Raw genomic sequence first — 14,381 nt, forward strand, 5'->3', positions numbered from 1 at the left:
AACGCCGCAGGGCGGCCCCCGGAGTCCGGGGGCCGCCCTGTGGTTTCAGGCTGCTGCTCGCTTACTGGTTGTACGGACCGTAGTCGTAGTCCTCCAGCGGGACGGCCTGGCCGGAGCCGGTGCCGAACGGCGAGTAGTCGATGTCGTCGTAGCCGACGGCCGAGTACATCGCGGCCTTGGCCTCCTCGGTGGGCTCCACCCGGATGTTGCGGTAGCGGGACAGACCCGTACCGGCCGGGATGAGCTTACCGATGATGACGTTCTCCTTGAGGCCGATGAGGCTGTCGGACTTGGCGTTGATCGCCGCGTCCGTCAGCACTCGGGTCGTCTCCTGGAAGGAGGCGGCCGACAGCCAGGACTCCGTCGCCAGCGAGGCCTTGGTGATACCCATCAGCTGCGGACGGCCGGAGGCGGGGTGACCGCCCTCGGTGACCACACGACGGTTCTCGGTCTCGAACTTCGAGCGCTCGACCAGCTCGCCCGGCAGCAGCTCCGCGTCGCCGGACTCGATGATCGTCACACGGCGCAGCATCTGCCGGATGATGATCTCGATGTGCTTGTCGTGGATCGACACACCCTGCGAGTTGTAGACCTTCTGGACCTCGCCGACCAGGTGGACCTGGACCGCGCGCTGACCCAGGATGCGCAGCACGTCGTGCGGGTTGGTGGCACCCACGGTCAGCTTCTGGCCGACCTCGACGTGGTCGCCCTCGCCCACGAGCAGACGGGCACGCTTCGAGATCGGGTACGCCGTCTCGTCGCTGCCGTCGTCCGGGGTGACGACGATCTTCTTGGTCTTCTCGGTCTCCTCGATGCGGACCCGGCCCGCGGCCTCGGAGATCGGGGCGACACCCTTCGGCGTACGGGCTTCGAAGAGCTCGACGACTCGGGGCAGACCCTGGGTGATGTCGTCACCGGCCACACCACCGGTGTGGAAGGTACGCATCGTCAGCTGGGTACCGGGCTCACCGATGGACTGGGCGGCGATGATGCCGACCGCCTCACCGATGTCGACCAGCTTGCCGGTGGCCAGCGAGCGGCCGTAGCACATGGCACACGTACCGACGGCGGACTCACAGGTCAGGACCGAGCGGGTCTTGACCTCCTCCACGCCGGCCGCGACGAGCTGGTCGATGAGCACGTCACCGAGGTCGACGCCGGCCGGGGCCAGCACCTTGCCGTCCACGACGATGTCCTCGGCGAGGCAGCGCGCGTACACGGAGGTCTCGGCGTCGTCCGCCTTGCGCAGGACGCCGTCGGCGCCACGCTCGGCGATCGCCAGCTTGAGGCCGCGGTCGGTGCCGCAGTCCTCCTCGCGGATGATGACGTCCTGGGAGACGTCGACCAGACGACGCGTGAGGTAACCCGAGTCGGCGGTACGCAGAGCGGTGTCCGCCAGACCCTTACGAGCACCGTGCGTGGAGATGAAGTACTCCAGCACGGACAGGCCCTCGCGGAAGGACGCCTTGATGGGACGCGGGATCGTCTCGTTCTTGGCGTTCGACACCAGACCGCGCATACCGGCGATCTGACGCATCTGCATCATGTTTCCTCGGGCACCCGAGTCGACCATCATGAAGATGGGGTTCGTCTTCGGGAAGTTCGCGTTCATCGCCTCGGCGACCTCGTTGGTCGCCTTGGTCCAGATCGCGATGAGCTCCTGAGTGCGCTCTTCCTTCGTGATGAGACCGCGCTCGTACTGCTTCTGGACCTTCTCGTCCTGCGCCTCGTAACCCGCGACGATCTCCTTCTTCGCCTCGGGAACGACGACGTCGGAGATGGCCACGGTGACACCGGAACGGGTCGCCCAGAAGAAGCCCGCCGCCTTCAGGTTGTCGAGCGTCGCCGCCACGATGACCTTGGGGTAGCGCTCGGCCAGGTCGTTGACGATCTCGGAGAGCTGCTTCTTGCCCACCGAGTAGTCGACGAACGGGTAGTCCTCGGGCAGCAGCTCGTTGAAGAGGGCGCGGCCCAGGGTCGTACGCAGCCGGAAGCTGTCGCCGGCCTGGTACTCGGGCTCGCCCTCCTCGGCGGCCGGCGGGGTCCAGCCGCGCGGCGGGATGGTGCCCACCGGGAAGCGGATGTCCACGCGCGACTGCAACGCCAGCTCGCCCGCGTCGAACGCCATGATCGCCTCGGCGACGGAGCCGAACGCGCGGCCCTCGCCCTTGGTGTCACGCAGTTCACCGTCGGTGGTGAGGAAGAACAGACCGAGGACCATGTCCTGGGTCGGCATCGTCACCGGACGGCCGTCGGCGGGCTTGAGGATGTTGTTCGAGGACAGCATCAGGATGCGGGCCTCGGCCTGCGCCTCCGCGGACAGCGGCAGGTGCACGGCCATCTGGTCACCGTCGAAGTCCGCGTTGAACGCGGTGCAGACGAGCGGGTGGATCTGGATGGCCTTGCCCTCGACGAGCTGCGGCTCGAAGGCCTGGATGCCGAGGCGGTGCAGCGTGGGCGCACGGTTCAGCAGCACCGGGTGCTCGGCGATGACCTCTTCGAGGACGTCGTACACGACGGTGCGGCCGCGCTCGACCATGCGCTTGGCCGACTTGATGTTCTGCGCGTGGTTCAGGTCGACCAGGCGCTTCATCACGAACGGCTTGAAGAGCTCCAGCGCCATGGCCTTCGGCAGACCGCACTGGTGCAGCTTGAGCTGCGGGCCGACGACGATGACGGAACGCGCCGAGTAGTCGACTCGCTTGCCGAGCAGGTTCTGACGGAAGCGGCCCTGCTTGCCCTTGAGCATGTCGGACAGCGACTTCAGCGGACGGTTGCCGGGGCCCGTGACGGGGCGGCCGCGGCGGCCGTTGTCGAAGAGCGCGTCGACGGCCTCCTGGAGCATGCGCTTCTCGTTGTTCACGATGATCTCGGGCGCACCGAGGTCGAGAAGGCGCTTCAGGCGGTTGTTGCGGTTGATGACGCGGCGGTACAGGTCGTTCAGGTCGGAGGTGGCGAAGCGGCCACCGTCGAGCTGCACCATCGGACGCAGGTCCGGCGGGATGACCGGTACGCAGTCGAGCACCATGCCCTTGGGGCTGTTGCTGGTCTGCAGGAACGCGGAGACGACCTTGAGGCGCTTGAGCGCGCGGGTCTTCTTCTGGCCCTTGCCGGTGCGGATGATCTCGCGGAGCCTCTCGGCCTCCTCGTCGAGGTCGAAGGTCTCCAGGCGCTTCTGCAGCGCCGCGGCACCCATCGACCCGTCGAAGTACGTGCCGAAGCGGTCACGCAGCTCGCGGTAGAGCAGCTCGTCGCCCTCCAGGTCCTGGACCTTGAGGTTCTTGAAGCGGTTCCACACCTCGTCGAGGCGGTCGATCTCGCGCTGGGCGCGGTCGCGGAGCTGCTTCATCTCGCGCTCGGCGCCTTCGCGCACCTTGCGGCGCACGTCGGCCTTGGCGCCTTCGGCCTCCAGCTCGGCGAGGTCCGTCTCGAGCTTCTTGGCGCGGGCCTCGAGGTCCGAGTCGCGGCGGTTCTCGATCTGCTGACGCTCGACCTGGACGTGCGCCTCGAGGGAGGGCAGGTCGCGGGTGCGGCGCTCCTCGTCGACGTACGTGATCATGTACGCCGCGAAGTAGATGACCTTCTCGAGGTCCTTGGGAGCCAGGTCCAGCAGGTAGCCGAGCCGGCTCGGGACGCCCTTGAAGTACCAGATGTGGGTGACGGGAGCGGCGAGCTCGATGTGGCCCATCCGCTCACGGCGCACCTTGGCGCGCGTGACCTCGACGCCACAGCGCTCGCAGATGATGCCCTTGAAGCGGACGCGCTTGTACTTGCCGCAGTAGCACTCCCAGTCCCGGGTGGGGCCGAAGATCTTCTCGCAGAAGAGCCCGTCCTTTTCCGGCTTGAGCGTGCGGTAGTTGATCGTCTCGGGCTTCTTGACCTCGCCGTGGCTCCACTGACGGATGTCGTCAGCGGTCGCCAGGCCGATCCGGAGCTCGTCGAAGAAGTTGACGTCGAGCACTATGCGTCAATCCCTCTCAGGGTTGTAAGTCTGTGGTCTGAAACGGGGGTCGCGGGGTCGGCCGGGGGGCTCATGAGCGAGCCCCCCGTCCGGACTCCCGTCAGACCTCTTCGACGCTGCTCGGCTCGCGCCGGGACAGGTCGATACCGAGCTCCTCCGCCGCGCGGAAGACGTCCTCGTCGGTGTCGCGCATCTCGATGGACATGCCGTCCGAGGACAGCACCTCCACGTTGAGGCACAGGGACTGCATTTCCTTGATGAGCACCTTGAAGGACTCGGGAATGCCGGGCTCGGGGATGTTCTCGCCCTTGACGATGGCCTCGTAGACCTTCACGCGGCCGGTGACGTCGTCGGACTTGATGGTCAGCAGCTCCTGGAGGGCGTAAGCGGCGCCGTACGCCTCCAGCGCCCACACCTCCATCTCACCGAAGCGCTGGCCACCGAACTGGGCCTTACCACCCAGCGGCTGCTGGGTGATCATCGAGTACGGACCGGTCGAACGGGCGTGCAGCTTGTCGTCGACCAGGTGGTGCAGCTTGAGGATGTACATGTACCCGACCGAGATCGGGTCCGGGAACGGCTCACCGGAGCGGCCGTCGAACAGCCGCGCCTTGCCGGACGGGAGGACCATGCGGTCGCCGTCGCGGTTCGGGCGGGTGTTCTCCAGCAGGCCCGCGAGCTCGTCCTCACGCGCACCGTCGAAGACCGGGGTGGCGACGTTCGTCCGGGGGGCGACGTCGTCGGCGCCGATCGCCTGGAGGCGCTTGGCCCACTCGTCGCCGAGGCCGGAGACGTCCCAGCCCTGGCTGGCGAGCCAGCCGAGGTGGATCTCCAGGACCTGTCCCGGGTTCATTCGGGACGGCACACCCAGCGGGTTCAGGATGATGTCGACCGGGGTGCCGTCCTCCATGAACGGCATGTCCTCGATCGGCAGGATCTTGGAGATGACACCCTTGTTGCCGTGGCGGCCGGCGAGCTTGTCACCGTCGGTGATCTTGCGCTTCTGCGCCACGTAGACACGGACGAGCTGGTTGACGCCGGGCGGCAGCTCGTCGCCCTCCTCGCGGTCGAAGACGCGGACGCCGATGACCTTGCCGATCTCACCGTGCGGCACCTTCAGCGAGGTGTCGCGCACCTCGCGCGCCTTCTCACCGAAGATCGCGCGGAGCAGGCGCTCCTCGGGCGTCAGCTCGGTCTCGCCCTTGGGCGTGACCTTGCCGACGAGGATGTCGCCGGCGACGACCTCGGCACCGATACGGATGATGCCGCGCTCGTCGAGGTCGGCGAGGACCTCCTCCGAGACGTTCGGGATGTCCCGGGTGATCTCCTCGGGGCCGAGCTTGGTGTCACGGGCGTCGACCTCGTGCTCCTCGATGTGGATCGAGGAGAGGACGTCGTCCTGCACGAGGCGCTGCGACAGGATGATCGCGTCCTCGTAGTTGTGACCTTCCCACGGCATGAACGCGACGAGCAGGTTCTTGCCGAGGGCCATCTCGCCCTCTTCGGTCGCCGGGCCGTCGGCCAGCACCTGCCCGGTGACGATCCGGGCGCCCTCGTCCACGACGACCTTCTGGTTGACAGAGGTGCCCTGGTTGGAGCGGGAGAACTTCGACAGGCGGTACGTGGTGTACGTGCCGTCGTCGTTGGCGGTGGTGATGTAGTCCGCGGAGACCTCCTGGACCACACCGTCCTTGTCGGCCTTGAGCACGTCGCCGGCGTCGACGGCGCAGCGGTACTCCATGCCGGTGCCGACGAGCGGCGCCTCGGACTTGATCAGCGGCACGGCCTGGCGCATCATGTTCGCGCCCATGAGGGCACGGTTGGCGTCGTCGTGCTCCAGGAAGGGGATCATCGCGGTGGCGACGGACACCATCTGGCGCGGCGAGACGTCCATGTAGTCGACGTCGTCACCGGGGACGTAGTCGACCTCGCCGCCGCGGCGGCGGACCAGGACGCGGGCCTCGGCGAAGCGCAGCTCGTCGGTGAGCGGCGCGTTGGCCTGGGCGATGACGAAGCGGTCTTCCTCGTCGGCCGTCAGGTAGTCGACGTCGTCGGTGACGACACCGTCGACGACCTTGCGGTACGGCGTCTCGATGAAGCCGAACGGGTTGATGCGGCCGTAGGAGGCGAGCGAGCCGATCAGACCGATGTTCGGGCCTTCGGGCGTCTCGATCGGGCACATGCGGCCGTAGTGCGAGGGGTGCACGTCGCGGACCTCGAAGCCGGCCCGCTCACGGGAGAGACCACCCGGGCCGAGGGCGTTCAGACGACGCTTGTGCGTCAGCCCCGACAGCGGGTTGTTCTGGTCCATGAACTGGGAGAGCTGCGACGTACCGAAGAACTCCTTGATCGACGCCACCACGGGGCGGATGTTGATCAGGGTCTGCGGGGTGATCGCCTCGACGTCCTGGGTGGTCATGCGCTCGCGCACGACGCGCTCCATACGGGCGAGACCCGTACGGACCTGGTTCTGGATCAGCTCACCGACGTTACGGATACGGCGGTTGCCGAAATGGTCGATGTCGTCGGTCTCGACGATGATCTCGCGGCCCGACTCACTGACCGTCTCGGTCTCACCGGCGTGCAGCTTCACCAGGTACTTGATCGTGGCGATGATGTCGTCTGTGGTGAGCACGCCGGCGTCCAGCGGCTCGTCGGCGCCGAGCTTCTTGTTCACCTTGTAGCGGCCGACCTTGGCGAGGTCGTAGCGCTTGGGGTTGAAGTAGAGGTTCTCGAGCAGCGTCTGCGCGGCCTCACGCGTGGGCGGCTCGCCCGGGCGCAGCTTGCGGTAGATGTCGAGCAGCGCGTCGTCCTGGCCCTGGGTGTGGTCCTTCTCCAGGGTGGCGCGCATGGACTCGTACTCGCCGAACTCTTCGAGGATCTGCTCGGTCGTCCAGCCGAGGGCCTTGAGGAGAACGGTGACGGACTGCTTGCGCTTGCGGTCGATGCGGACACCGACCATGTCGCGCTTGTCGATCTCCATCTCCAGCCAGGCACCCCGGGACGGGATGATCTTGGCCGAGAAGATGTCCTTGTCGGACGTCTTGTCGATGGAGGAGTCGAAGTAGACGCCCGGCGAGCGGACGAGCTGGGAGACGACGACACGCTCGGTGCCGTTGATGACGAAGGTGCCCTTGTTGGTCATGAGCGGGAAGTCGCCCATGAAGACCGTCTGGGACTTGATCTCGCCGGTCTCGTTGTTCGTGAACTCGGCGGTGACGAAGAGCGGAGCGGCGTACGTGAAGTCGCGCTCCTTGCACTCGTCGATGGAGTTCTTCGGCGGCTCGAAGCGGTGGTCGCGGAAGGTCAGCGACATCGACCCGGAGAAGTCCTCGATCGGCGAGATCTCCTCGAAGATCTCTTCCAGACCGGACTTGGTGGGGACGTCGTGTCCGCTCTCCAGAGCCTCCTCGACCCGACTCTGCCAGGCGGTGTTGCCGAGCAGCCAGTCAAAGCTCTCGGTCTGCAGCGCGAGCAGGTTGGGAACCTCGAGAGGCTCCTTGATCTTTGCAAAGGAGATGCGCAGCGGGGCGGTGCTTGCGCCGTTGTTCGTATTCGCGGTCGAGGCGTTGCGCGAGGCGGCCAAGAGGGGGTCCTTCCGAGGGCTCGGACTCACTACGCGCGTACCGGTCCCCAGCCGAGCAATGGGGACAGACGTCGCTGAATCCGGCGATTGGCCAGCTCAGAGGCGGTTCGGTCCACGGTGCTCAAGCGAGGGTATGCCCCTGGTGACGGGCAGGGAGCAGCTAACAGGCAGCGCAAAGGGACAGTGTAGCCAGAAGGCCCACTGATGTCCAGTGCGGGTTTTTCGACGCCCTCGTTGTTCTCAACCGTTCACCGTCTGCGGCTCGACCTGTGCGCTGCGCGCACATCTTTACTGCCCTCTTCGCCGTCGATCCATGCCTCGGATCCGGATCGTTGTGACGACGCGTCCTGAGAATTGCGCGCTGCGTGCGGTTCGTCAAGGCCCCCTCCAGGCCGAAACGGGGCGGCGCCAGGCACAACGAAGATCACCATACTCCGCGCGGACGACAGTGCAAGGCACCCTCGGCCCGCGTGCCAGGCAACGCCGAAGGGCGACCACCCACCTGGGTGATCGCCCTTCGGTACCTCGGCGTTACAGCTCCCGGAGGAACAGTTTCACCGAAGCGGAGAGTCAGCGGCTGACTCGTGAGGTCACTTGACCTCGACGGAGGCGCCGGCGCCCTCGAGGGCCTCCTTGGCCTTGTCAGCGGCGTCCTTGGCGACCTTCTCGAGGACCGGCTTCGGGGTGCCGTCGACGAGGTCCTTGGCCTCCTTGAGACCCAGCGAGGTCAGCTCACGCACGACCTTGATGACCTGGATCTTCTTGTCGCCGGCGCCGGTGAGGATGACGTCGAACTCGTCCTGCTCCTCGGCGGCCTCGGCGGCGGCGCCACCAGCGGCACCGCCGGCGACGACGACCGGCGCGGCAGCGGCGGCGGTGACGTCGAACTTCTCCTCGAAGGCCTTCACGAACTCGGAGAGCTCGATGAGGGTCATCTCCTCGAACTGGGCAAGCAGCTCGTCCTGGGTGAGCTTCGCCATGATGGCGTCCTTCCACTCGTTCGGCAGGTGGTGCCGTATGTACTGGGTAAGGCGGGCGTACGTTCGGGCCCGCTGCGATCCCTGCCGCCGGTCAGGCGGCGAGGATCAAAAAGCGAGCCGAGTTACTCGGCACCGCCCTGCTCGTCCTGCTTGGCGCGAAGGGCGTCCACGGTGCGGACGAGCTTCGACGGCAGAGCCTGGAAGACGGAGGCAGCCTGCGACTGCTTCCCCTTGAAGGCACCGGCCAGCTTGGACAGCAGAACCTCGCGGGACTCGAGGTCCGCAAGCTTCTTGATCTCGTCGGCGGACAGCGCCTTGCCGTCAAGGACACCGCCCTTGATGACGAGATTCGGGTTCTCCTTGGCGAAGTCGCGCAGACCCTTCGCCGACTCCACCGGGTCACCGGTGACGAAGGCGACGGCCGTCGGACCAGCGAAGAGCTGGTCGTCGAGCGTGATCCCGGCCTCGTTGGCCGCAATCTTGGTCAGCGTGTTCTTCACCACGGCGTACTGGGCGTTCTCACCGAGCGAACGACGCAGCGTCTTGAGCTGCGCCACGGTGAGACCGCGGTACTCGGTCAGCACGGCAGCGCTGGAGTTGCGGAACTTGTCCGTCAGCTCCGCCACTGCGGCAGCCTTGTCGGGCCTCGCCATGAGCCTCGGCCTCCTTCCGGGTGATTCGGACCGCGCGGACCCGAAGGAGGACTGGGATAAACGAAACGCCCCGGCGCAGGCGCACGGGGCGTGAGCTCGACCGATTCCGTACGGACTCGGGAGCACTTCCACAGTCACCTGCGCGGGTCGTCCGCAGTTTCAGCGGATCCTTCGGCCACCGCACCCTCTGCTGAGTGCACGGCAACGACCAGCGGTCTTTGGCTTCCTGGGAAGGTTACGTCAAGGGGGGCGCGTCGGGCAAATCCGCTCAGCCCCCGCCGCCCGAGGCCCCTCCGGCGCCCGACGCCCCGCCCGCTCCGGCACCCGCTCCAGCCCCGGCACCGCCGTATTGCTTGAGCAGTTCCATCACGTCGAAGGTCCGGTTCGCGGGCGGTACGTCGGCCTTCACGGCGGCGCCGTAGTGCGAGAACTTCTCCGAGAGGGAGACCGGACCCTGCTTCGACGCCATGGTGACGTCCATCCGGACCGGCAGGTCGTCCTTGCCGACCCACAGCTCGGTGTCGTACGAGGTGACCCCGGCCTTCCGCGCGTTCTCCCGGAGCTGGTCGCGCTGGGCCGGGTCGAGGACCTTGAGGGCGTCGTCGGACTTCAGCATCTTCTCGACGCTGAGGCGGCCCTTGTAGTGCTCGGCGCGCTGCCCGTCGACGGTCTGCGAGCCGACGTGCTTGAGGTCGGGCGAGTCGAGCAGGACCGCGATCTGCCGCGCCGGGTCCTGGCCGATGCTGTCGAGGCCGCCGGTCAGCTGCCGGGTCGCCGCGCCGCCGCCCGCCTTGCGGGACAGGGCGCCGAGGTCGAGCTTCATCCAGCGCTTGCCGCCGGTCTTCTTCGCCGCGCCCGCCCCCATGTCCATGTACATGACGTCGTCCTGCCACACCATCCGGACGTCCTTCGGCGCGTTCGATCCGGCGGCGGTGAACGCGCCCTCCGACATCGTCATATCCATGACCGTCGGGTCCCAGCCCATCGTGCCGGACGCCTTCACGCTGCCGCCGCCCGCCGGACCGCCGGGCATCTTCATCGTCATCTCGACGCGCGCGGACTTCGCCTTCGCCGTCTTCTCGTACGAGGCCGTCAGCGCCCGGGACGCCTGGGTCCTCGTCGCGCTCGGGGAGGCGGCGGAGGCCTTCGAGGACCCGTCACCGCCCCCGCAGGCGACAGCTCCGGCACACAGCAGCGCGGTCGCGGTCGCGGCGCCGGCCACCCGTCGTACGTCACCCATCTCGGACCCACCCCTCGAAAGAAACACGGACTCATTGCACCGTATCGGACGCCTCGGACATTCGCGGAGTCCGCCCCTGACACCCCGTGCGACCTGGGGTTCAGCGGTCGGCGGTCACCTCGTCGAAGTCGATCACGTCCCGCGCGGGCGGCCTGCGCGCCGACGCGGGCGCGCCGTAGTCGCTGTAGTGCACGGTGCTCATGACCTCCCCCGCCCGCTGCGTTCGCCGTACGAGGAGATGGCGGGCGTCGATCCAGACGTCCACGCGCCCGCCATCCACGCTCCCCCGGTAGTGCGTGGCCGCCCGCCCCCGTACCGCCTGGCGCCCGACCTCGCGCACGTCGCGGGACGCGGCCAGCGCGGCGAGCGTCGCGGCGGGGCTGAGGTCCCCGGCGTCCTCGTAGGGATGCCTGATCCAGTGCCGGCCGCGCTGGAGCTGCGCGAACCGTTCACTCATCCGGGTGTAGTACGCGTCGGGCAGGTACCGCGTCTGGGAGGGGTCGCCGCCCATCGAGCGCGTCGAGGCGGCCAGTTCGCCGCCGGTGACATGGACGGTGAGGGTGCCGCGCGCGCCGTCCGACCAGTCGAACGTGCCGGTGCTGCGGGTGGTGAGCTGCTTCCCGGTGTCCGTCGTGGCGTCGATCCGGGCGGACCCGGCGGCGTCGACCTCGGCGCGGGCCGTGCGCAGCGCCCGCGCGGCGGACCCGTCCCGCTTGCCGTCGTCCTCGCCGGCGCCGCCGCCCGCGCACCCCGCGAGCAGCACGCCCGTGACGCCCACCGCGAGCAGCCGCCCGCCCACCCCAGTCCTTCGCTGTCCCATCCGCTCCCCCGGTCGCTGCCGGTGACGCTAGCGCAGCCGGTGCGGCCGGGGCGCCGGAAAGGGAGGTGACCGGCCACGAAAGGGCCGGGAAGAATCGGCCACGGAATGGGCCGGGAAAAGAGGAACGGGCCCCGCACCCAGGAGGGTGCGGGGCCCGTCGCCGACTTCAGCGAGTCACGGGGACTCAGACCGCGGCCGGGTCCTCCTCGACGAGGAGGTTGCGGGTGCGGTTCGGGTCGACCGGAATGCCGGGGCCCATCGTGGTGGTGATGGCGGCCTTCTTGATGTAGCGACCCTTGGCGGCGGACGGCTTCAGGCGGAGGATCTCCTCCAGGGCCGCGCCGTAGTTCTCCACCAGCTTGGTGTCGTCGAAGGACGCCTTGCCGATGATGAAGTGCAGGTTCGCGTGCTTGTCGACGCGGAACTCGATCTTGCCGCCCTTGATCTCGTTCACGGCCTTGGCCACGTCCGGGGTCACGGTGCCGGTCTTCGGGTTCGGCATGAGGCCACGGGGACCGAGCACGCGGCCGAGGCGGCCGACCTTGCCCATGAGGTCCGGCGTGGCGACGACGGCGTCGAACTCGTTCAGGCGGTTGCCCTTGGAGATCTCGTCGATGAGCTCGTCGGAGCCGACGATGTCGGCGCCCGCGGCTTCCGCGGCCGCAGCACGGTCACCGGTCGCGAAGACCAGGACCCGGGCGGTCTTGCCGGTGCCGTGCGGGAGGTTCACGGTGCCACGGACCATCTGGTCGGCCTTGCGCGGGTCAACGCCCAGGCGGAAGGCGACCTCGACGGTGCCGTCGAACTTCGACGCGGAGGTCTCCTTGGCGAGACGGACGGCCTCGAGCGGGGCGTAGAGCTTGTCCCGGTCGATCTTGGCGTCCGCAGCGCGGAGAGTCTTGCTGCGCTTGCTCACTTACTGCTCCTGAGTTCTAGAGGAGTCGTGGTGCGGGCCGAGCAGGCCCTTCCACGGTGGTACCTACGAGGTGGAGGTCAGCCCTCGACCGTGATGCCCATGGAACGGGCGGTGCCGGCGATGATCTTGGACGCGGCGTCCAGGTCATTGGCGTTGAGGTCGGGCATCTTCGTGGTGGCGATCTCGCGGACCTGCGCCTCGGTGATCTTGGCGACCTTGGTCTTGTGCGGCTCGCCAGAGCCCTTCTCGACGCCGGCGGCCTTGAGGATCATCTTCGCGGCCGGCGGGGTCTTGGTGATGAAGGTGAAGGAGCGGTCCTCGTAGACCGTGATCTCCACCGGGATGACCCAACCGCGCTGCGACTCGGTCGCGGCGTTGTAGGCCTTGCAGAACTCCATGATGTTGACGCCGTGCTGGCCCAGCGCGGGGCCGACAGGCGGAGCCGGGTTGGCGGCGCCGGCCTGGATCTGGAGCTTGATAAGCCCCGTGACCTTCTTCTTCTTGGGAGGCATGTGCTCTCTCTCCGGGTCTTAGTGAGAGTGTTCAGCCCGCCGTCCCGGTGAACGATCGTCGAGATCGCTCGGACGGAGGCATACCGCACAACGATAACGGGTATCCATGCGCGGCTAAAAACCGAGCAGGTCAGACAGGCTGCGTGAGCCCGTCTGACCTGTTCGGAAGGCTGTGCCCAGAAGGGGCCGGGGGTGGCTAGTTCTTCTGGATCTGGTCGAAGCTCAGCTCGACCGGGGTCTCGCGGCCGAAGATCTCGACGAGGCCCTTGACCTTCTTCGAGTCGGCGTTGATCTCGTTGATCGTGGCCTGCAGCGTGGCGAACGGGCCGTCGGTGACGGTGACCGAGTCGCCGACCTCGAAGTCCAGGACCTGGACCTCGACCTTGCGCTGCGGAGCGGGCTTGCCCTCGGCCTCGGCGGCCTCGCGGGCGGCCTTCTCCTCGGCCTCCGGGGCGAGCATCTTGACGATCTCGTCCAGGGTCAGCGGGTACGGGTCGTACGCGTTGCCCACGAAGCCGGTGACGCCGGGGGTGTTGCGGACGACGCCCCAGGACTCGTTCGTCAGGTCCATGCGGACGAGCACGTAGCCGGGCAGCTTGTTCTGCCGGACGTTCTTGCGCTCGCCGTTCTTGATCTGGACGATCTCTTCCTCGGGGACCTCGGCCTGGTAGATGAAGTCCTCGACGTTGAGCGAGACGGCACGCTGCTCCAGGTTCGCCTTCACGCGCTTCTCGTAGCCCGCGTAGGTGTGGATGACGTACCACTCGCCGGGCAGACCGCGCAGCTCGTCGCGGAGGGCGGCGACGGGGTCGACCTGCGCCTGCTCCTCCTGGAGCTCCTCGATCTCGGCCTCGACGGCCTTGTCCTCGGCGTCGTCGATGTCCGCGTCGGCGGCCTCGGCCGTCTCGGCGTCCTCGACCTCGAGGGCGGCCTCCTCGGCGGGCTCACCGGCGGCGATGTCGGCAGCCTCGGCCTGGTCCGGCTCCTCGGCGTCCGCCGCCTCGACGATGTCGAGCTCGTCCTCAGCGGACTCGACCGGCTCGATCGCCTCGTTCAGGTTCGGGTCAGACACTGTGGCTGCTTCTTCCTGGATACATGGGGGTGGAACACGCGAAAGGGGCGCCGGACACGGCGCCCTCCGCTCTCGGATCAGCCGAAGACGTACTTGACGAGGTGGCTGAACCCATAGTCAATCACGGTGACCAGACCGATCATGATGACGACGAACACGATCACCACGGTGGTGTACGTCGACAGCTGGCCACGAGTCGGCCAGACGACCTTGCGGAGCTCCGCGACGATCTGGCGGTAGAAGAGTGCGAGGCGGCCGAAGGGACCCTTCTTGCCGCGCTTGCCGCCCTTGCGGGCCTTCTTCTTGGACTCCGGCGCCTCATCCTGGGCATCAGGCATGTCGATGGAGCCCACGGCGTCCGTCACTCGTCCTCACCTGATTCCGGGTCGTGGCCGTGCCGCGCCCGGTTGAGCCGCACGGCGGTGCATTGCAGTACGTACATGCGCACACATCCTGGCGAAGGTGTGTGTAGCAGGGCCGGAGGGACTTGAACCCCCAACCGCTGGTTTTGGAGACCAGTGCTCTACCAATTGAGCTACGACCCTTTGCTCACCCCAACGTACCGCATCGGCCCGGACGCACGGAGTGCCTTCGGAACGAGCGGCCGGTGAAGGCCAACGAGCAGTGAGTGTACGTGTTCC

The 14,381-nt window shown here is 67.6% G+C and carries 10 protein-coding genes and 1 tRNA gene; all 11 read right to left on the reverse strand.

Features of this window, described 5'->3' with window-relative positions:
• Positions 1-61: 61 nt before the first annotated feature.
• The 11 genes from ACZ7LY_RS07385 to ACZ7LY_RS07435 all read right to left on the reverse strand — a co-directional run bounded on the left by ACZ7LY_RS07385 (position 62) and on the right by ACZ7LY_RS07435 (position 14,285).
• The gene (locus ACZ7LY_RS07385; protein WP_471623554.1) at positions 62-3,961 is read right to left on the reverse strand and encodes a DNA-directed RNA polymerase subunit beta'; all 3,900 of its coding nucleotides are present in this window, start codon (positions 3,959-3,961) and stop codon (positions 62-64) included.
• A 100-nt stretch (positions 3,962-4,061) separates the two neighbouring features.
• On the reverse strand, positions 4,062-7,547 hold the full coding sequence (rpoB, locus tag ACZ7LY_RS07390) for a DNA-directed RNA polymerase subunit beta (protein WP_471623555.1): 3,486 nt from the start codon (positions 7,545-7,547) through the stop codon (positions 4,062-4,064).
• A gap of 590 nt (positions 7,548-8,137) precedes the next feature.
• Positions 8,138-8,527 carry a 50S ribosomal protein L7/L12 gene (rplL, locus tag ACZ7LY_RS07395; RefSeq protein WP_471623556.1) on the reverse strand — a complete coding sequence of 130 codons (390 nt, stop codon included), beginning with the start codon at positions 8,525-8,527 and terminating at the stop codon, positions 8,138-8,140.
• 122 nt (positions 8,528-8,649) lie between these two features.
• Entirely contained in the window at positions 8,650-9,180 is a 531-nt protein-coding gene (gene rplJ, locus ACZ7LY_RS07400; protein WP_471623557.1) for a 50S ribosomal protein L10, read from the reverse strand.
• A gap of 268 nt (positions 9,181-9,448) precedes the next feature.
• Complete coding sequence (locus ACZ7LY_RS07405; protein WP_471623558.1) at positions 9,449-10,420, reverse strand: SCO4651 family lipoprotein; 972 nt, start codon at positions 10,418-10,420, stop codon at positions 9,449-9,451.
• Positions 10,421-10,520: 100 nt separating this feature from the next.
• A complete protein-coding gene (locus ACZ7LY_RS07410; RefSeq protein ID WP_471623559.1) occupies positions 10,521-11,240 on the reverse strand; it encodes an SCO4651 family lipoprotein in 720 nt (239 codons plus the stop codon).
• A gap of 184 nt (positions 11,241-11,424) precedes the next feature.
• Positions 11,425-12,156: a 50S ribosomal protein L1 gene (rplA, locus tag ACZ7LY_RS07415; RefSeq protein WP_471623560.1), complete on the reverse strand. Its 732-nt coding sequence runs from the start codon at positions 12,154-12,156 to the stop codon at positions 11,425-11,427.
• Between the two features lie 77 nt (positions 12,157-12,233).
• Positions 12,234-12,668, reverse strand: coding sequence for a 50S ribosomal protein L11 (gene rplK, locus ACZ7LY_RS07420; protein ID WP_016645192.1), 435 nt, complete (start codon positions 12,666-12,668; stop codon positions 12,234-12,236).
• A gap of 196 nt (positions 12,669-12,864) precedes the next feature.
• Positions 12,865-13,740 (reverse strand): transcription termination/antitermination protein NusG, encoded by an 876-nt coding sequence (gene nusG, locus ACZ7LY_RS07425; protein ID WP_471623561.1) that lies wholly within the window; start codon positions 13,738-13,740, stop codon positions 12,865-12,867.
• Between the two features lie 77 nt (positions 13,741-13,817).
• Positions 13,818-14,105, reverse strand: coding sequence for a preprotein translocase subunit SecE (gene secE / locus ACZ7LY_RS07430; RefSeq protein ID WP_471623562.1), 288 nt, complete (start codon positions 14,103-14,105; stop codon positions 13,818-13,820).
• 107 nt (positions 14,106-14,212) lie between these two features.
• Positions 14,213-14,285 (reverse strand) — tRNA-Trp (locus ACZ7LY_RS07435).
• Between the last annotated feature and the right edge of the window lie 96 nt (positions 14,286-14,381).

The organism is Streptomyces sp. NPDC107550 (assembly GCF_055639095.1).

Excerpts from the sequence above, each read along its gene's own strand:
- rplL (WP_471623556.1), bottom strand. The coding sequence starts at position 8,527 with ATGGCGAAGCTCACCCAGGACGAGCTGCTTGCCCAGTTCGAGGAGATG.
- rplJ (WP_471623557.1), bottom strand. The coding sequence starts at position 9,180 with ATGGCGAGGCCCGACAAGGCTGCCGCAGTGGCGGAGCTGACGGACAAG.
- ACZ7LY_RS07405 (WP_471623558.1), bottom strand. The coding sequence starts at position 10,420 with ATGGGTGACGTACGACGGGTGGCCGGCGCCGCGACCGCGACCGCGCTG.
- ACZ7LY_RS07410 (WP_471623559.1), bottom strand. The coding sequence starts at position 11,240 with ATGGGACAGCGAAGGACTGGGGTGGGCGGGCGGCTGCTCGCGGTGGGC.
- rplK (WP_016645192.1), bottom strand. The coding sequence starts at position 12,668 with ATGCCTCCCAAGAAGAAGAAGGTCACGGGGCTTATCAAGCTCCAGATC.